Genomic DNA, 17,466 nt, shown 5'->3' with positions numbered 1-17,466 from the left:
CCCGTCTCAGGCCCGGCCCGACACCACGTCGCCGATGGCCTGGTCGAGCAGGTCCACGCCCAGGTCGAGCTCCTCCTCGGTCGCGGTCAGCGGTGGCGCGATCCGGAACACCCCGCCCATGCCCGGCAGCTGCACGATGTTCATGTGCAGCCCCAGTTCCAGGCAGCGCTGGGTGACCGCCGCGCCGAGCTCGTCCGAGGCCTGCTTGGTTTCCCGGTTCACCACCAGTTCCAGGCCGGCCAGCAGGCCGCGGCCGCGGACGTCGCCGACCACCTCGTGCCGCTGCGCGAGCCGGGTCAGGCCCTGGCGCAGCCGCTCGCCGAGTCGCTGGGCGCGCTCGGCGAGGTTGTCCCGCTCCAGGACGTCGAGCACGGTGTTGCCGACCGCGGCGACCAGCGGATCGGAGACGTGGGTGGTGAAGAAGAGGTAGTCGCGGCGGTGGGCCGCCTCCTCGATCTCCGCGCTGGTGATCACCGCGGCCAGCGGGAGGCCGGCGCCCAGGGTCTTGGACAGGGTGAGGATGTCCGGGACGACGCCGTCGCGTTCGAAGGCGTACCAGGTGCCGGTGCGGCACAGGCCGGTCTGGGCCTCGTCCAGGATCAGCAGCATGCCGCGCTCGCGGCACTTCTGGGCCAGCGCGGCGAAGTAGCCGGGCGGGGGTTCGAGCACGCCGCCGGAGGACAGGATCGGCTCGACCAGGCAGGCGGCCAGGCTGCCGGTGGACTGGGCGTCGACCAGCTCGAAGCCGAAGTCCAGCTGCCGCCGCCAGTCCAGCTCGCCGTCGGGGGTGCAGAAGTCCGGGCGGTAGGTGTTCGGCGCGGGGATGGCCAGGTTGCCGGGCGCGGCCGGGCCGTAGCCCTTGCGGCCCGCGCTGTAGGTCGCGCCGGCCGCGGCCTGGGTCATGCCGTGCCAGGACCGGGCGAAGGAGACGACCTCGTGCTTGCCGGTGACCAGCTTGGCCATCCGCAGCGCGGCCTCGTTGACCTCCGCGCCGGTGGTCAGCAGCTGCACCTTCGCCAGCGGCTCCGGCAGCGTGCCGGCCAGCCGCCGGGCCAGGTCGACCACCGGGCGGCTGAGCATGCCGCTGAACAGGTGGTCCAGCGTGCCGACCTGGCGGCGCACGGTGGCCACGATGTCGGGGTGGGAGTGGCCGAGGATCGCGCTCATCTGCCCTGAGGTGAAGTCCAGGATGCGGCGGCCGTCCTCGGTGCGCAGGAAGCTGCCCTCGGCGCTGGCGATGATCTCTCGGGTGAACGTGCCGCCGTAGCGGACCAGGTGGCGGTCCACATCGGCCCAGAACTCGGTGACCGGGGAACCGGTGGTCGGAGCAGCCATGACTCGAAGCTAAGGCCGCCGCGAGCATCAGGTCCAGCTCACGATTCCGACTGTCCTGTTCGGCAAAACCGAACAACAATGGCACCGTGCTGAACCCGTGGCGGCTGCGGCTGCTGAGCCAGCTGGACACCCTGGGCACCGTGCGCGCGGTCGCCGAGGCGGCCAGCCAGAGCGCCTCCAGCGTCTCCCAGCAGCTGTCCGTGCTGGAGGCGGAGACCCGCACCCAGCTGCTGGAACGCACCGGCCGCCGGGTCCGGCTGACCCCGGCGGGGCAGCTGCTCGCCCGCCGGGCGCGGGCCATCCTGGACCACATGGACACCGTGGAGGCGGAGCTGCGCAGCCTCGGCGAGGAACCGGCCGGGCTGGTCCGGCTGGGCGCGTTCCAGAGCGCGATCCACAGCCTGGCCGTGCCCGCGGTGACCCAGCTGGCCCGCACCCACCCGCAGCTGGAGATCGAGCTGCTGGAGCTGGAACCGCACGAGAGCATCCCGGCGCTGCGGGTGGGCGACGCGGACCTGATCATCACCACCCCGGGCTTCGTGGAGGTGGCGCTGGGTCCGGACGTGGACGTGGTGCCGCTGGCGGTGGACCCCGTGGTGCTGGTGGTGCCGCAGGAGCAGGCGGGTCAGGGCCCGGCGGACCTGGCCGCCTACGCCGAGCAGCCGTGGGCCTTCGACGTGCCCGGCTCCTACATGGCCGGCCTGGCCACCCGGCTGTGCCGCCAGGCCGGGTTCGAGCCGAGGGTGGTGTGCCGGTTCAGCAACTACCTGATGACCCTCCAGCACGTGGAGGCCGGGCACTCGGTGACCCTGCTGCCCGCGCTGGCCGTGGACCGCCGCTACCGGGTGGCCACCCGCGAGCTGACCCCGGCGGTGACCCGCACCATCACCGCGGCGCTGCGGCGCGGCGCCCGGCCGAGGGCGGCGGTGAGTCTGGTGCTGGAGACGGTGCGCCGCCTGCCGGTGCCTCCGGGGTTGCTGCGGTCCTGAAGCCTCAGGCCAGGCGCAGCAGGGCGTACTGGCTGGTGCCTTCGGGGGTGGTGTGCGTGCGGACCAGGTCGGCGAGCTGGTGCACCAGCAGCAGGCCGCGGCCGCCGCGCTGGCCGGGCGGGCGCGGGCGGCGGCCGGCCAGCGGATCGCTGAGCTGCCCGCCGTCGCGGACCTCGCAGTGCAGGTGTCCCTCGGCCCGCCACAGCCGGACCAGGCAGTCGGTCGCGGCGTGCCGCAGGCTGTTGGTGACCAGCTCGGTGACGATCAGCTCCAGCTGCGGCACCCGCTCGCCGTCCAGGCCGAACTCCAGCGCCTGGGCCGCGGTCCAGCGGCGAACCGGGCGCAGCTCGGCGGGGGAGCTGACCGCGATCTCGGCCGCGGCGGTATCGGCGGGCAGCGGCTGGTTGTAGCGGGCCACCACCTCGTCCGGGTCGTAGCGGTCGCTGTGCGCGCGCCGGTCGCCGTCCCAGATCTCCGGGTGGGTGGCGTGCGCGTCGGCGACCACGGCCGGGTCCAGCCGGGCGGTGTCGTACGGGCAGACGATGGTGACCTCGCGCCCGGCGAAGGCGTGGTTGATCAGCGCCTCGTGCTGCACGCAGGCCGGGTACTCGGTGGCGGTGCGGCCCGGCCAGATCGGCTCGCCGATGATGTGCGGGTGCCGGTCGGCGTGGGTATCGGCGAACTGGCGCAGCACGGTCGGGATGATCCGGCCGGGGTTGCGCCCGGCCACGGACATGTCGACCCAGTGCACCCGCTCGGCCGCGGCGCCGAGCGCGGCGTGCAGCACCGCGTGCCGGGACGGCGGGACCGCCACGGCGACCGGGTGACCGCCGTCGAGACCGCCGATGACAAAGGGCAGCAGTCCGGCCAGGTACTCGGCGTCGTCCCGGTAGAACAGGGCTGGGTGCACAAACGCACCGGCTGTCTGGGTGTTCACTCGGCCTCTTCCACGCGTACGTCCGGCAGGTTCAGCAGCCGGACCAGGTAGGCGGCCCCCGGCCACCGGGTGTGCAGCTCCAGGCTCGCCCCGTGCGCGGCGGCGTGCTCGGCCATCAGCAGCAGGCTGTGGTGGTCCAGGAAGTCCAGGCCGGTCGCGTCCACCACCAGCTTGCCGTCGCTGGGCCGCGGACCGGCGTGCCGCCAGGCCCGCTCGAAGGTCTCCCGGCTGGCCAGGTCCAGCTCGCCGGTCAGGGTGACCGCGTGCTCGGTGGAGCTGTACAGCCGGAAGCCGCCGCCGCCGGTGTTGCTCAGCGGGTGCAGCGCGGCGATCTCCTCGGCGACCTGCTCGTCCAGCTCCGCGCGGTGGTAGGCGCACATCGCGGAGAACGGCCGGGCCACCATGTGCTGGTCGACCAGGCGTTCGTAGCTGGTGAACGCCCTGCTCGCGGCCAGCGGGGTGCAGTTGGCGGCCACCCGCAGCCCGGTGTAGCCCTCGGCCACCGCCCGGTCGGTGGCCTGGTCGTAGGCGCGCGGCTCGCACACCGCGGCCAGCGGCACCACCCGCGCCGCGCCCCGCCGCAGCGCGTCGCCTAGCTCGGCGTGCCCGCCCAGGTACTCGGCGGGGTCGCCGGGATCGTCCTCGGCGATGTACCAGACCTGCTGACCGAGGGAGAGCCCGTCGAGCAGGAACTCGCCCGCACGCCGCCGGAACTCCGCCCGGTCGTCATAGACCCAGCAGAGATGGTCCTGCGGCCCCAGGCCGCGGGCATGCTCGGTCACACCCGACTGTCGCACGGGGCCAGCCTAACCTGCGGCGGAAGGTGGTTTGCCCAGGCCACCCCGGGGAACCTCCCGGGTGGAGGTGGTGGACCCATGAGTTCGCCGACGAGCGCCCGCGACCACACCGAGGTGCTGAACCAGGCGGTGGCCGAGGCGTTGACCGCGATCGGGACCGGCGCGCAGGGCGATCCGGCGGCGCGGGCCCAGCTCGCCCGGCAGCCGCTGGCCGCGGCGCTGACGCTGCTGGCCGGGGCACGGGAGGAGCTGCCGCCGCGGGTGCTGGCCTACACCGAAGCCGCGTGCCGGCACCTGGACTACGGCGAGCTGATGGAGGCGCGGATGCTGCTCACCGCGGCCCGCACTCAGACCGGGTTGGCCACGCAGCCCGCGCCGGTGGTCAGCCCCAGCTGACGGCGGACCGCGTCCAGGTAGGCGCAGCCGTCCCGCTTGTTCGGCTCGACGTAGCCGCCCTCGTGCCACTCGTTCCAGGCGTACAACGAGACGAAGTTGTCCACTGTGGACGGTCGGGTGGACTCGGCGATGTCCGTGCGCACCGCGGCCAGCAGGCGCTCGAAGCCGGGCAGGTCGGCGTCGGGGTACCAGCGGAACCGCTGCCGCAGCTGCTCCGGGTCCGGTCCTGGATCGGGGATGGAGATGGCGATCCGGGGGCGCTCGTCGAAGTCGGAGGTGGCGCAGCGCAACAGGGTGCCGGGGAAGTTGCGGAAGAAGGCGCGCTGGTTGTCGGCGTAACGCTGGTAGGAGCGTGAGTTGTCGAACTGGCCGAGGCAGTCGCTGCCCTCGAAGCCGGTGCCCGCCGGGACGCCGCCGTTGACGGTGATCAGCACCTCCTCGCCGAGCCGCTCCCTGGCCCGCGCCCGGACCGCGTCGGTGAACCGCCGGGTGTCCGCCACGTGCATGCCGTCCACGGTGCCCCGGCCGATGCCGCGGGCGTCGCACACGCTCAGGATCGGCCTGCCGTCGTTGGCACGCAGGTAGTTCGGCTGGGTCATGTACGTGTCGACGATGAGGTTGGCGGCCTTGGTGATCTGCTCGGCCGGCAGCGCGAGGGAGACCGGGCCGTCCTTCCAGGGGTGCAGGCAGGGCAGCACGTTGAAGTCGATATCGGTGCGGTTACTGGCTTTCAGGAACGCGCTCAGGCCCTCGATGTAGTTCTCCGCGCCACCGTCGGCCGGGTTCCAGTACCAGTAGAAGCTGAAGTAGCGCAGCCCCGCGCCCGCGGCCTGGGTGATCTGCTTGCGCAGGGTCTCCGGCTGGGCGTCGTCGTAGAAGCCGATGGCCGGTTCGCGGTCGGTGAAGTCCTCCTGCGGCCAGTGCCAGGCGTTGCGCGGCACCCCCGCGCCCGCGAAGTCGCGCAGCCCGCCCCACCAGTCATTGGCCCGGCCGTAGACCCGTTGCGTCCCAGCCATCATGGACTGGTTGCCCTTGGCGTCGAAGGTGCCGAAGTAGACCGCGCCGGTGCGGTGGAAGGCGGGCCAGACATAACCCAGCGGCCCGTCGGTGCGGTAACCGCGCCCGGCGAACTCGGCCTGCTTCGCCGCAGGCACCACCCGCCACTCCGCGCCGTTGGACATCCGGTACAGCAGCTCGGTGCCCGCCTGCTTGCTCGCCGCGAGGTGGCCGAGCACCCCGCCCTCGGTGAACCGGCCGGAGTCGAGCAGGCTCTGCCGCTCACTCGCCGAGGCGGTCAGCAGGTAGGCTGAGCGGTCGGCCACCCGCAGCCGGTACAGCGGCTGGCTGCCCGGAAAGGCCTGCCGCCGCAGGAAGCCGAGCCGGGTGTGCTGCCGCGCCATGCCGTACTGACTCTCGGCGGCGTTGCCCTCGGCCTGGGACAGCGTCCAGAACCAGCCCGCCTGGCCCGCGGTGCGGAACTCCAGCAGCGGCACCGGATCCACGACCTTGCCCTCGGCGTTGGCCACCGCCGCCCGCGCGTCCGGCGACCCGGCCAGGGCAGCGAGCAGGCACACCACGAGCAGCAGACAGCGTCCGATCACGGGGTGCAGCTTAGGCCGCACCTCCGTCCTCGACCGGCTGAACCGGCGCATGATCGGCCGCTCCCAGCACACGTAGAGCAGCGCGGCCAGCCCGAGCGCCAGCACCAGGCACACCGCCAGCACGATCACGCCGAGGCCGACGCTGCCTGGCCCGACGAACTGCTGCAGGCCGTAGGTGATCGTGCCCAGCACCATGCCGTGGGTGAGGTAGAAGGCGTAGGTGGTGTCGCCGAGGAAGACCAGCGGGCGGCTGCGCAGCGGGGTGAACGTGTCCTCCACATCCGCCCTGGCCAGCGCGGTGGTCAGCAGCGCGAGCGGCACGATCCACATCGCCACCTGGGTGAACACTGGCGGCAGCCACAGGCTCACCACGTAGCAGGCCACCAGGATCCCGGTGGAGGTGGCCAGGCCGATCCGCGGGGCCAGGCCGAGCAGCAGCCGCCGGGCGCACAGCATGCCGATCAGGAACTCCAGCGCCCTGGTGGGCGGGAAGTGGGTGGAGAACCACAGCTCGTACAGGCCGATGTCGGTGCCCTCGATGGGCTGCGGCCCGGTCGGGATCACGAAGCGGGACAGGAACGGGATGGCCAGCCCGACCGCGGCGGTGCCCCAGAACCAGCGGCCCAGGTTCTCCGGCCGGATGCGGTTGATCCAGGTGAGCAGGAACGGGAAGCTGAAGTAGAAGAACAGTTCGCAGCTCAGCGTCCAGCTGACCGCGTTCACGCTGGTCATCAGCTGGTAGTTGGGCCACCAGCCGTGCAGCAGCAACAGGTTGGGCAGCCACAGCCACAGTGCGGGCAGCCCGGCCAGCAGCGCGACCACCCCGAACATCAGCACGTGGTTGGGGTAGATCTTGAAGAACCGCCTGCGCCAGAACCGCTTCAGCGTGTCTCCCGGCGGCGCGACGAAGGTGAGGATGAACCCGCTGAGGATGAAGAAGAAGGACACCCCCACCGAGCCCATGTTGATGGCCACCGCCCGGTAACCGTCCTTGACCGCCTGGTCGCCGAGCAGGTTGACGAAGATCCCGTGCGTGGCGAAGACCAGCAACGCGGCCACGAACCGCATCCCGGTCAGCGAGGGCAGCCTGGCCTGGTGCGGGGAGACCCGCGCGGCCGGAGGCGCGGCAAGACCATCCAACGGACACCTCCGGTACGAGAGCGCGGCTGGCCGCCAACCTAGCCAGCGACGCTGTCAGCGGGCTTGCAGCTCGGCGCGCCCAGCCTTCCAGTCCGGTGCTGGGAACGGGATGTCTAGCCAGGTCAAGGACGTGCGGGCGGGGCGTGGCCTGGTGCAGGACTGGTGCAGCGGGGCGGGGACGCCCGCCCCGCCGCCGGTCAGGCCCGGGTGAGCTGTTCGCGCAGGATGTCGCCGTGCCCCGCGTGCCGGGCGAACTCCTCGATCATGGCCAGCAGGGTGAACCGCATGCTGATCGTCCCCTCGCGCGGGATGTCCTTGGTGTCGTCGAGGCTGAAGCGGGCGGCGATCTCCCGCGAGCGCTGGCTTGCCCGTTCGAACTCAGCGATCACGTCATCCAGGGTCTCCTCGTCGGTGACCGCGAAGGTGCCCAGGTCCCGCGCGGCGTACCCGTCGCACTCGGCCTCCTCGAGCCCGGCCCAGAACCGCTGGAACCAGATCCGCTCGGCCGCCGCGGCGTGCTTGAGCAGGGAGATCGGTGTGGTCAGCGAGGCGACGAGCTTGCGACGGGCGTCGGTCTCGGAGAGGCCGCGGGCGGTCTCGATCAGGGCTTCGCGGTTGCGGTCGAGCATGTTCTCGATCAGCGCTCGTTCGTTGCCGGTGGTGATTCTGGTGGTGCTCATGGGTTTTCTCCGTTTTTTGGGTGTGGTTGTGACGCGGACAGGGGTGAGCCAGCCGGGAGGTGGAGCGGGGTGGGGACGTCGGGCGTCCGAGGTGCTCACCGCGGTTGACGCGCTGGGAGCGGGTTGACGCGGGCGGGAGTGAACACCGCGATCGCGATCAGTCAGCCAAAGCTACCACGGCGCGCAGAACCCGCCGCGGTCAACTCGATCGCGCGCGAGTTGCCAGGGAACGTGCGCGCTGCTGGTGCTCGGTGGCGAGCCGGTGCTCGCCGCGGGCCTCGTGGTGTTCGGCGAGACGCTGGTGGATCTCGCCGCGCAGGCCGGGGTTGTCGATGCGGACGGCGAAGGTCATCGCGTGCTCGTACTGCTCCAGGGCCAGGTCGTGCTGGGCCAGCCCGTGGTGGGCCGCGCCCGCGCGCAGCTGGGCGAGGCAGTCGTGCCAGGGGTCGGCGGTGCCCGTCGGGATCGCCTGGCCGAGGTGGTGCCTGGCCTCGTCCGGCCTGCCCAGCTGGACCAGGGCGTTGGCCAGGCCCGCGTGCACGGCGTGGACGCCCCAGCCCCAGTGCAGTTCCCGTTCCAGGCCGAGGAGCCGGTGGAGCTGTTCGTGGGTCCGTTGGTGCTGCCCAAGGCGTTCCCAGACGGCGGCCAGGGCAAGCCGGGCGAAGTACTCCTCGGCGGCGCCGGTGGCCAGCGCCAGCGCGCGCTCGGCCTGCGACCGGGCGGGGTCGTGCTCGCCGAGCCAGCTGGTGACGTTGGCCAGGCTGGTGCGGGCGAGCAGTTCCAGCCCCCGGTCGGCCGCCTGGACGGCGAGCAGGACCGCCTGGCCTGCCTGGCGCGCTGCCGTGCGCCAGCGTCCCCAGTGGGCGTTGGCAGCGCTCAGGTAGACGGTGGCCGCCGCCACCATCGGCTGCTCGGCCGTTCGCTGGGCGAGCTCGCGGGCTCGTTCGAAGCAGCGGACCGCCTCGGGGTAGTCGGCCTCGTGCCAGTGCGCGCGGCCGAGGCTGAGCACGGCGCCGGCCTGCTCCCAGGTGTGTGGCACGTGGTGCGCGGCATCCAGGGCGAGGCGTTGGGCGGTCCGGACCTCGTCGGCGTGGCCGCGGAGGAAGAGGTAGCCCTGCAAGAGGTGGCCCAGCGCCCAGGTGCGGTCGTGCCAGCCGCGGTCCGCGGCCACCGCCACCGCGGCGAAGAGGTTGGCGTGCTCGGCTTTCAGCCAGGCCAGCGCCTGCGCACGGGTGTCCAGCGAGGGCAGGTGGGCCGGCCGGTGGGCGCCCGCAGGTGGCGGCTCGCGGCGGGTCGTGACGTGGGCGGGCTCGCCCAGCGCCAGCGCGCAGCCGTGCCGGTAGTAGTCGAGCAGGCGTTGCGCCGCCTGCTCGCGGGTGTGCTCGGATGTGTTGCGCGCCAAGTGTTCCGCGGCGTAGCAGCGCAGCAGGTCGTGCATGCGGTACCGGTCGCCGCTGTCCCGGTGCACCAGGTGCGCGGCCTCCAGGGCGCGCAGCGCGCGGTGTGCCAGGCCGGGGCTGCCGGCGGTCAACGCGCTGGCGGCCAACGGATCGATGTCCGGTCCGGGCACCAGGCTCAGCAGGCCGAACAGCTCGGCGGCCGCCGCGGTCAGGGCTTGCACGGAGGCGGTGAACACCGCGCGCAGGCTCGCGGTCAGCTCCTCGGTGTCCAGGGCGTCCAACCGGCCGTGCGCGTCGTGCAGCTCCTTGGCCAGGGTGGCCAGCGCGAGCTCGGGCCGGGCGCGGGCGCGCGCGGTGACGATGCTCAGCGCGAGTGGCAGTCCTTCGCAGCACCGCAGCAGCTCGGTGACCGCCTCGGGTTCGGCGGCCAGCCGGTCCGCGCCGAGCTGGGCCAGCAGCAGCTCCCTGGCCGCGTCGTCGGCCAGCACGTCCACGGTGACCGGGTGGGCTTCGTGCTGGGTGACCAGGCCGCTGAGGCGGTGGCGGCTGGTGACCAGCACGGTGCAGGCGCGTTCACCGGGGAGCAGCGGCAGGACCTGCTCGGTGTCCCTGGCGTCGTCCAGCAGGACGAGCAGCCGCCGCCCCGCGACCAGGCTGCGGTAGAGGGCGGCCCGCGCGTCCAGGTCGACGGGCACTCCGGCGGGTTCGACACCGAGTGTGTGCAGGAGGCCGGCCAGCACGGTCGCGGCGTCGGCCGGGACACCGGTGGGGTGGAAGCCCCGCAGGTTGGCGTACAGCTGGCCGTCGGGGAACCGGCCCAGGTTCCGGTTGGCCCACTCCAGCGCGAGCCAGGTCTTGCCCACGCCACCCGCGCCGGTGATGACCACCCAGTCGCCGCGGTCGTGCACGGCTTGGTCCAGCCGGGCCAGCTCGGCCTCCCTGGCGATGAACCGGCGGGGCGGCGCGGGCAGCTGCCGTGGCCGGGACGGGGCGACCGGGCCTTGGTGCTGAGGCTCGAGATCCGGGTCCGCCGCCAGGATTCGCTGGTGCAGCTGCTGGAGGCGGGCGCGGGGATCGACGCCCAGCTCCTCGGCCAGCCGCCGGTGCAGGCTCCGGTAGTGCGCCAGCGCGTCACCCGCCCGCCCGCAGCGGTACAGGGCCAGCATCAGCTGTTCGGCCAGCCGCTCGTCGAGGGGATGTGCCGCGGCGAGTTCGGTGAGTCCGGCGAGCAGCTGTGCGTGCCTGCCGCAGCGGAGCATGGCGTCGCCGCGATCCAGCTCGGCGGCCAGCCGCTCGGCGAGCAGGCCCGCCCGCACCTCGTCGGCCCACCGCGTGTCCAGTCCGGTGAGCGGCTGGCCGCGCCACATCCCGATCGCCTGGTCGAACAGGCCGACCGCGCGCTCGTCGTCCCCGGCCTGCCTGGCCTGGCACAGCAGGGACCGGAACCGGTGCAGGTCGACCGAGTCCGCCTCGGTGGTCAGCAGGTACCCGCTGCCGCTTCGGGTCAGGCCGACCCCGTCCGCGGACCGCAGCGCCGACCTGAGCCGGGAGATGTAGGTCGAGAGCACACCGCGCACCCGCTGTGGCGCGTGCTCATCCCACACCCGATCGATCAACTGATCGGCGGAGACCACCCGGTTCGCCTCGACCAGCAGCACCGCCAGCACACTCCGCTGGCGGGCGTGACCGAGTACCACGGCCTGGTCGGTCCACGCCTCGATCTCCCCCAGGACCCCGAACCGCACGGCTCCCTCCCCACCCCGCAGCCTGCCAGCTGCTCACGTCCGTGACCACCAGGTTCCAGACTTCTTCCAAGGTCCTTCACAGCCGGGTTCGCACCATGGTCCGCGGTGGGCCGGTCGACCCGGATCGGCCACCGGATTGGGGAGGATCCATGAAGAACTGGCAAAAACTCCTCTGTGCGACCGTCAGCGCGGTCGCCCTGCTGTTCAGCACCGCGGCCGGTGCCCAGGCTGTGACCGAGAAACCGTCCGGGGTGACCGCGGCAGCGGCGCCGGCGGCCGGTTGCACCATCGCCCAAGAGCGGTACTACAAGTCATCCTGGATCCGGCTCTGGGCCTGCCCCTCCCCGCGTCCCAACATCGACTGGTTCCACGCTCAGCTGACCAATGCCTTCAAGGAACTGGGCGAATGGGTGGAGGTGTACTACAACCCGTACAACGTCCACGGGCCCGTCGCCGGCTCCAGGGTGTACGCGACCGGTGCCGGACAGGACATCAAGACGAACAGCTACTACGGCCTCCCCAGGCAACTCCAGGCCTGTGCGTGGGTGGTGGACGAGTTCGCCTGCGCCTGGTACCCGCCCAACTGACCGCAGCGCCTGCGTGGCCCGCCCGAGCACCTCGGACGGGCCACCGCGCGCAATCAGCTCAACGTCTCCCGGACCCGCCGCGCCGCCGCCACCATCCGTCGCAGCGCCGGATCCACCTCCGCGTACCCCCGCGTCTTCAACCCGCAGTCCGGATTGACCCACAACCGTTTCGCCGGCACCGCATCCGCCGCCGCGGCAACCAGATCGGCGACCTCCTCCTCGCTCGGCACCCGGGGCGAGTGGATGTCGTACACCCCCGGCCCGACCCCGCGGCTGAAGCCAGCGGCGCGCAGGTCGGCCAGCACCTCCATCTTCGAGCGGGCCGCTTCGATGGTGGTGACGTCGGCGCCCAGGCCGTCGATGGCGTCGATGACCTCGCTGAACTCGGAGTAGCAGAGGTGGGTGTGGATCTGGGTTGCCGGTGCGGCTCCCGCGACCGCGAGCTGGAAGGCGCCGACGGACCAGTCCAGGTACTCCGGCTGGTCGGCCGCGTGCAGGGGGAGGAGTTCGCGGAGGGCGGGTTCGTCGACCTGGATGATGCGGATGCCGGCGGCTTCCAGGTCGGCGATCTCCGCGCGCAGGGCCAGGGCGACCTGGTCGGCGGTGTGTGCCAGTGGCTGGTCGTCGCGGACGAAGGACCAGGCCAGGATGGTGACCGGGCCGGTGAGCATGCCCTTGACCGGTTTGCCGGTCAGCGACTGGGCGTAGGCGGCCCAGTCCACCGTGATCGGCGCGGGGCGGGTGACGTCGCCGTGGATGATCGGCGGGCGCACGCACCGCGAGCCGTAGGACTGCACCCAGCCCTGGTCGGTGACCGCGCAGCCGTCCAGGTGTTCGGCGAAGTACTGCACCATGTCGTTGCGCTCCGGCTCGCCGTGCACCATCACGTCCAGGCCGATCTCCTCCTGGAGCTTGATCACCCTGGCGATCTCGGCGCGCATCCGCTCGGCGTACTGCGCCTCGGTCAGCTCACCGGAGCGCAGCCCGGCCCGCGCGGCGCGGATCTCACCGGTCTGCGGGAACGAGCCGATCGTGGTGGTGGCCAGCGGCGGCAGGCCCAGCAACGCGTCCTGGGCGGCGGCGCGTTCGGTGTAGGGCGCGCGGGTGCGGTCGGCCGGGGTCAGCGCGGCGATCCTGGCGCGCACCGCCTCGTCGCGACGGGGTTCGGCGGCGGGCTGGTCGGCCCGGTCGCCGTGCACGCCCTCGCGCAGCGCCTTGCCGACCAGGACCACCTCGCGCACCTTCTGCCGGGCGAAGGCCAGCCGGGAGCGGACCTCCGGCGCCAGCGCGGTTTCGGCGTCCAGGTCGTAGGGCACGTGCAGCAGCGTGCTGGAGGTGGAGACCGCGACCTCGCGGGCCGCGCCCAGCAGCGAGGCCGAGGTGGCCACCGCCTGCCGCAGGTCCGCCCGCCACACGTTGCGGCCGTCGATCACCCCGGCGACCAGGGTCTTCTCCCGCAGCGCCGGGATGCCGGCGATGCCCTCGGCGTCACCGGCGACCAGGTCCACCGCGATGGCCTCCACCGCGGTGCCTGCCAGCACCGGCAGGGCCGGTCCGAGCGCGCCGTAGTAGCCGGTGACCAGCAGTTTCGGCCGGTCGGGGACCGCGGTGAGCCGGTGGTAGGCGCGACCGAGCGCGGCCAGTTCGGCCTCGGTGCGGTCGGCGGCGAAGGCGGGCTCGTCGAACTGCACCCAGGTGACGCCCTCGGCGGCGAGCAGGCCGAGCAGTTCGGTGTAGACCGCGAGCAGGTCGTCCAGCCGGGCCAGTGGGTCCGCGCCCTTGGCCAGCAGCAGGAAGGTCACCGGGCCGAGCAGCACCGGCCGGGTCTCCACCTCCAGGGCCTTGGCCTCGCGGTACTCCGCGATCGGTTTGCCGCCTGCCAGCCAGAACTGGGTGTCCTGGTCGATCTCCGGGACCAGGTAGTGGTAGTTGGTGTCGAACCACTTCGTCATCTCCAGCGGCGGCACCTCGTCGGTGCCCCGCGCGGCGGCGAAGTAGGTGTCCAGGTCGTGGTCCTGCTGGTAGCGGGCGGGCACCGCGCCGACCAGGACGGCGGTGTCGAGCACCTGGTCGTAGAAGGAGAAGGTGTTGGAGGGGACCGAGTCCAGGCCCGCCTCGCGCAGCTCCAGCCAGGTGGCCGCGCGCAGCCGTGCGGCGGTGCCGAGCAGGGTGTCCCGGTCGATGCGGCCCGCCCAGTACCGCTCCACCGCGCGTTTGAGCTCCCGGCGCGGACCGATCCGCGGATAACCCAGGACAGTGGCGCCGATACCGCTGGTCACAAGCTCTCTCCTCGCGAGCGTGCTGAGGTCCGGAGGACCTACGGGCACACCGGCGGGAGACGGCACGAAGCCGCGTCCGCACAAGCCCGCCCGAGAGGCTTCCGGACTCCGCGCACCCGGCGGGCGCGCGGGCCGGTGGCAGGTCTTCGGACTCACGGGCGCAGAGCTCGCTCCTACCGGCCGTCGCTTCCCACGCTCAGCGCGCAGTGCTTGATGACGGCTTTCGTTCCCGTTCACCGCTGCGGGGCAGTCCCGGATTCCCACCGGGTTCCCTCTTGCCTCGATCAGCCGTCACCGGCCGGGCGAACCACCAGCGAGGCGAGCGTATCGCAAGGCGCGCAACTGTTTCATGATGCGGGAATCACACCGGATCCGTGGTTTGACGGCGCAAGAGGTAGCTGTCCATGATCCAGCCCTTGGCCGCGCGGGCCCGTTCCCTGGTGGCCACGATGTGCTCGGCGACCTCGGCCAGCGGCCCGGAGACCAGGATCTCGTCCGCGGTGCCCACGTAGGCGCCCCAGTGGATGGTCACCCCCGGCTCGTCCCGGTAGCGCAGGAAGGTGTTGCCGGAGTCCAGCATCACCAGCACGTCGTCCACCTGCGCCGGCCAGCCCGTGGCCAGCCTGCGGCCGGTGGTGATCTGCACCGAGCCGGCGATCTGGTTGAAGGTGACCCGGTGCCGGGCGGCCAGCGCGGACAGGCTGCTGATGCCCGGCCGCACCCGCACCTCGAAGTCCACCTCGCCGCGGGCCAGGACTTCCTCGACCACCGCGATGATGCTGTCGTACAGGGCGGGATCGCCCCACACCAGGAACGCGCCGGTCTCGTCGGGACCCAGGTGCTCGGTGATCAGCTGCTGGCACACCTCGGCGCGGCGGGAGCGCCAGTCCGCCACGGCGCCGGTGTAGGCATCGGCCTCCCGGCGCCGTGGCGGGTCCTCGGCCCTGGCCACCCGGTACCCGCCCTCGGGCAGGTGGGTGTCCAGGATCAGCTGGCGCAGGTCGGACAGCTCGCGGGCCTGACCGGGCTTGTCCAGGAAGAACACCACGTCGGCCCGCCGCAGCGCGGCCACCGCCTCCACCGTGACCTGCCCGGGATCGCCCGCCCCGATGCCGACCACCTCGACCACCCGTGCCACCTGAACCCCGTTCCGTCGTCCGCTGCGGGGACGATTGTGCGGCATCGGGTGTCGGGGGCCTCAGCCCAGGCTGGCCCGGACGGTGTAGTCGGCGCCGGACTTGGCCACCACCTGGATGCGCACCCGGTTCGCGGCGTCGGTGAAGGTGGCCACCTCACCGGGTCCGAGGTCGAAGGGCGCGTTGTTCAGGCCGAGGCCGCCGCAGCTGGTGTTCGGCTGGGCGTCCATCACCCGGACCGGGCCGCTGCCGCTGGGAGTGCGGGAGTCGATCCGGTAGATCAGCACGCCGGTGTCGCAGGCCCTGGTGTCCAGCCCGATCCGTTGCCGCACCTCGGCGATGTAGGCGGTGCTCGCGCCGTAGCGCACCACCACCGCCTTGGTGCCGGGCTCGGTCTCCACCGGGGTGACCGTCTGCTCGATGGCGCCGCCGCGGGTGGCCAGGCAGGCGATCTGGGTGTCGGCCAGCCAGCCCAGCTTCCACTTGTGCCAGGCGAAGTGGTCGGGGGCCGGGCCCCACATGTGCCCCATCACGTCCCAGCCGCCGGTCCAGCCGAACCCGCCGGGCCCGCCGTAGGTGTCGGGCAGGCTGAGCAGGTGCCCGCCCTCGTGGTTGAGCAGGATGTGCCCGTCCCGGTAGCGGGAGGTGGCCAGGTTGGTCTCGGCCAGGATGGTGTTGCCGTCGGCCTGGATGCGCTCGAAGGTGGCGTAGCCGCGGGTGTAGCCGGAGCGGCGGGAGGGCACCAGCAGCAGCGCGTCGGTCTCGGCGAAGTCGAAGTGCGGGTCGGCCAGCGCGACCGCGTTGCGGAAGATGCTGGCCAGCGCCGGGTCGTCGGTGACCACGTCCGGCCGGTGGTCCTCTCCGCGCATCAGCGGGTGCTGGAGAGCCTGGTCGTTGAGGGTGGCGGGCAGTCGCAGCCAGCGCTTGTACGGCAGGATGTCCAGGTCGAACTTGCCGTAGGAGCTGGCCGCGTACCAGTTCTCGCTGACCGGGGAGAACAGGTTCAGCTCCGACTCCACCGAGGTGTCGGCCGGCGCGTTGGCGAAGTCGACGAACAGCATCGCCATCTTCACCTTGCCCGCCGGTCGCGGGAAGTTGCGCCAGTCGGTGGGGCCCTCGGAGAGGAAGCCGCCGGGGGAGACCTGGCAGGAGCGGGCCGGGTCGGGCGCGGCGGCCGCCGGGGTGCTGACGGACAGGGACAGGGGCAGGGTGAGCAGGGCCGCCAGCGCGAGTGGCAGGCGGCGGGGGTGGAACCGCATGGTGACCTCCATGAGGAATGCAGGGCCGCTGCCAGCTTCTCCAGCGGGCCGCGCGGCGTCTTCGGTCAGCTGTCGCGGACCCTGGCCGCGGCTGCGACACCTGTCGCGGGATAGCGCCCGGCCAGCCGCCCGAGCTTGAGCGCGGTGTGCAGGCACAGCCGGTCGCCGCCGTCGCGCAGGTCGGCCCCGGTCAGTTCCTCGATCCGGCGCAGCCGGTAGTACAGCGTGGCCCGGTGCAGGTGCAGCCGGGCCGCCGCGACCGGCACGTTGCCGCCGAGGTCGAGGTAGGTCTCCAGGGTGTGCAGCAGGTGCGGGCCCGCCTCCTCGGTGAACAGCCGCTCCAGCCCCGGGTGCACCGAAGCCCGGCTCAGCGCGGTCGCCGACAGCTGGCTCAGCAGCCGGTAGATGCCCAGCTCCGGCCAGCGCAGCACCCGGCCCAGCTCGGGCAGGCGGGCCGCGACCCCGGCCGCGTCCAGGGCCTCCCGGACGGTGTCCGCGGCCTCCGCCAAGCCCGGCCGGGGCGCGCCCACGCCGACCGGCGCACCGAGGCTGTCGGCGAACAGCTCGGCACAGCGGGCCGCGGACTCCGGCAGCAACAACACCTCGTGGTCCTCCAGCCGCAGGCGCAGGCCGGGCCAGCCGCGGATCGGACCTGGCCGCCGCGGACCGGCCACGGCCAGCACACCGGTGGCCGGGAAGCGGCCCTGCGCCACCAGCAGGCGGGCGGCCTCGGCCCGGACCGACCGGTCGGTGGCGAGCAGGTCCCGCACCGGGTCCGCCGGCGCGGCGGGCAGGAGCGCGGCGAGGCGGTCGGCGACCAGTTCGGCCAGCGTGACCTCGGCCTCGGACATCGACTCGGTGGCGTCGAGCAGCCAGAGGAAGCCGAGCAGCGCGTCCCCGGCGCGCACCGGCACGCAGACCCTGGGCAGCATGTTCAGCTCGGGACAGGCTGGCAGCCGCACCGCGCGGCCGGAGTCGAACACGCCCCGGCGGCGCAGCCAGGCGGCCACCTCCGGCGCGGCCCAGCCCCGGCTGAGCGAGGCGCGGCGCACCTCGTCACCGGCCTTGTCGTGCGGGCTGGCGGCGAGCAGTTCCAGGTCGGGGTTCTCGATCACGGCTGGTCGGCCCAGCGCCACGGTGAGGCTGTCCACCGCGCGCTGGACGCATGCACGATCACGCATGGCC

At 72.8% G+C, this 17,466-nt stretch carries 13 protein-coding genes and 1 riboswitch; of the genes, 3 read left to right on the top strand and 10 right to left on the bottom strand.

Annotated features, from left to right (window positions below):
• Window positions 1–6: 6 nt before the first annotated feature.
• A complete protein-coding gene (locus tag M8C13_RS01110) occupies window positions 7–1,335 on the bottom strand; it encodes an aspartate aminotransferase family protein (protein WP_252478505.1) in 1,329 nt (442 codons plus the stop codon).
• Window positions 1,336–1,421: 86 nt separating this feature from the next.
• On the opposite strand from M8C13_RS01110, the gene M8C13_RS01105 reads away from it, so the two are divergent.
• Entirely contained in the window at window positions 1,422–2,324 is a 903-nt protein-coding gene (locus tag M8C13_RS01105; RefSeq protein ID WP_252478504.1) for a LysR substrate-binding domain-containing protein, read from the top strand.
• Window positions 2,325–2,328: 4 nt separating this feature from the next.
• On the opposite strand, the gene M8C13_RS01100 is transcribed toward M8C13_RS01105, so the two are convergent.
• The gene (locus tag M8C13_RS01100; RefSeq protein WP_252478503.1) at window positions 2,329–3,261 is read right to left on the bottom strand and encodes a sensor histidine kinase; all 933 of its coding nucleotides are present in this window, start codon (window positions 3,259–3,261) and stop codon (window positions 2,329–2,331) included.
• Window positions 3,258–4,058 (bottom strand): MEDS domain-containing protein, encoded by an 801-nt coding sequence (locus tag M8C13_RS01095; RefSeq protein WP_252478502.1) that lies wholly within the window; start codon window positions 4,056–4,058, stop codon window positions 3,258–3,260. The genes M8C13_RS01100 and M8C13_RS01095 overlap by 4 nt, the downstream gene beginning before the upstream one ends.
• Window positions 4,059–4,136: 78 nt before the next feature.
• On the opposite strand from M8C13_RS01095, the gene M8C13_RS01090 reads away from it, so the two are divergent.
• Window positions 4,137–4,454, top strand: coding sequence for a hypothetical protein (locus tag M8C13_RS01090; protein WP_252478501.1), 318 nt, complete (start codon window positions 4,137–4,139; stop codon window positions 4,452–4,454).
• Here M8C13_RS01090 and M8C13_RS01085 read toward each other — a convergent pair.
• The 3 genes from M8C13_RS01085 to M8C13_RS01075 form a co-directional block, all read right to left on the bottom strand.
• The gene (locus M8C13_RS01085) at window positions 4,406–7,195 is read right to left on the bottom strand and encodes an acyltransferase family protein (RefSeq protein ID WP_252478500.1); all 2,790 of its coding nucleotides are present in this window, start codon (window positions 7,193–7,195) and stop codon (window positions 4,406–4,408) included. The genes M8C13_RS01090 and M8C13_RS01085 overlap by 49 nt on opposite strands.
• Window positions 7,196–7,392: 197 nt before the next feature.
• Window positions 7,393–7,875 (bottom strand): DinB family protein, encoded by a 483-nt coding sequence (locus M8C13_RS01080; RefSeq protein WP_252478499.1) that lies wholly within the window; start codon window positions 7,873–7,875, stop codon window positions 7,393–7,395.
• Between the two features lie 199 nt (window positions 7,876–8,074).
• Window positions 8,075–11,020, bottom strand: coding sequence for a BTAD domain-containing putative transcriptional regulator (locus M8C13_RS01075; protein WP_252478498.1), 2,946 nt, complete (start codon window positions 11,018–11,020; stop codon window positions 8,075–8,077).
• Between the two features lie 41 nt (window positions 11,021–11,061).
• On the opposite strand from M8C13_RS01075, the gene M8C13_RS01070 reads away from it, so the two are divergent.
• Complete coding sequence (locus M8C13_RS01070) at window positions 11,062–11,607, top strand: hypothetical protein (RefSeq protein WP_252478497.1); 546 nt, start codon at window positions 11,062–11,064, stop codon at window positions 11,605–11,607.
• A gap of 53 nt (window positions 11,608–11,660) precedes the next feature.
• Here M8C13_RS01070 and metE read toward each other — a convergent pair whose 3' ends face one another.
• The 4 genes from metE to M8C13_RS01050 all read right to left on the bottom strand — a co-directional run bounded on the left by metE (window position 11,661) and on the right by M8C13_RS01050 (window position 17,462).
• Complete coding sequence (gene metE / locus M8C13_RS01065) at window positions 11,661–13,886, bottom strand: 5-methyltetrahydropteroyltriglutamate--homocysteine S-methyltransferase (RefSeq protein ID WP_252478496.1); 2,226 nt, start codon at window positions 13,884–13,886, stop codon at window positions 11,661–11,663.
• 119 nt (window positions 13,887–14,005) lie between these two features.
• A riboswitch (cobalamin riboswitch) is annotated at window positions 14,006–14,213 on the bottom strand.
• A gap of 34 nt (window positions 14,214–14,247) precedes the next feature.
• Entirely contained in the window at window positions 14,248–15,069 is an 822-nt protein-coding gene (cobF, locus tag M8C13_RS01060; protein ID WP_374213010.1) for a precorrin-6A synthase (deacetylating), read from the bottom strand.
• 15 nt (window positions 15,070–15,084) lie between these two features.
• On the bottom strand, window positions 15,085–16,281 hold the full coding sequence (locus tag M8C13_RS01055) for a hypothetical protein (protein WP_252478494.1): 1,197 nt from the start codon (window positions 16,279–16,281) through the stop codon (window positions 15,085–15,087).
• A 65-nt stretch (window positions 16,282–16,346) separates the two neighbouring features.
• Window positions 16,347–17,462, bottom strand: a complete 1,116-nt coding sequence (locus M8C13_RS01050) for a CdaR family transcriptional regulator (RefSeq protein WP_252478493.1) — start codon at window positions 17,460–17,462, stop codon at window positions 16,347–16,349.
• Window positions 17,463–17,466: the final 4 nt, after the last annotated feature.

It is taken from the genome of Crossiella sp. SN42 (assembly GCF_023897065.1).
In the GTDB taxonomy this organism is placed as follows: domain Bacteria; phylum Actinomycetota; class Actinomycetes; order Mycobacteriales; family Pseudonocardiaceae; genus Crossiella.
Note: the sequence above shows the minus strand (reverse complement) of the source record. Positions and strands in the feature narration are given on the sequence as shown.

What these genes read in the sequence shown, in the direction of transcription:
- cobF (WP_374213010.1), bottom strand. Translation starts at nt 15,069, where the DNA reads ATGCCGCACAATCGTCCCCGCAGCGGACGACGGAACGGGGTTCAGGTG.
- M8C13_RS01055 (WP_252478494.1), bottom strand. Translation starts at nt 16,281, where the DNA reads ATGCGGTTCCACCCCCGCCGCCTGCCACTCGCGCTGGCGGCCCTGCTC.
- M8C13_RS01080 (WP_252478499.1), bottom strand. Translation starts at nt 7,875, where the DNA reads ATGAGCACCACCAGAATCACCACCGGCAACGAACGAGCGCTGATCGAG.
- M8C13_RS01110 (WP_252478505.1), bottom strand. Translation starts at nt 1,335, where the DNA reads ATGGCTGCTCCGACCACCGGTTCCCCGGTCACCGAGTTCTGGGCCGAT.
- M8C13_RS01050 (WP_252478493.1), bottom strand. Translation starts at nt 17,462, where the DNA reads ATGCGTGATCGTGCATGCGTCCAGCGCGCGGTGGACAGCCTCACCGTG.
- M8C13_RS01090 (WP_252478501.1), top strand. Translation starts at nt 4,137, where the DNA reads ATGAGTTCGCCGACGAGCGCCCGCGACCACACCGAGGTGCTGAACCAG.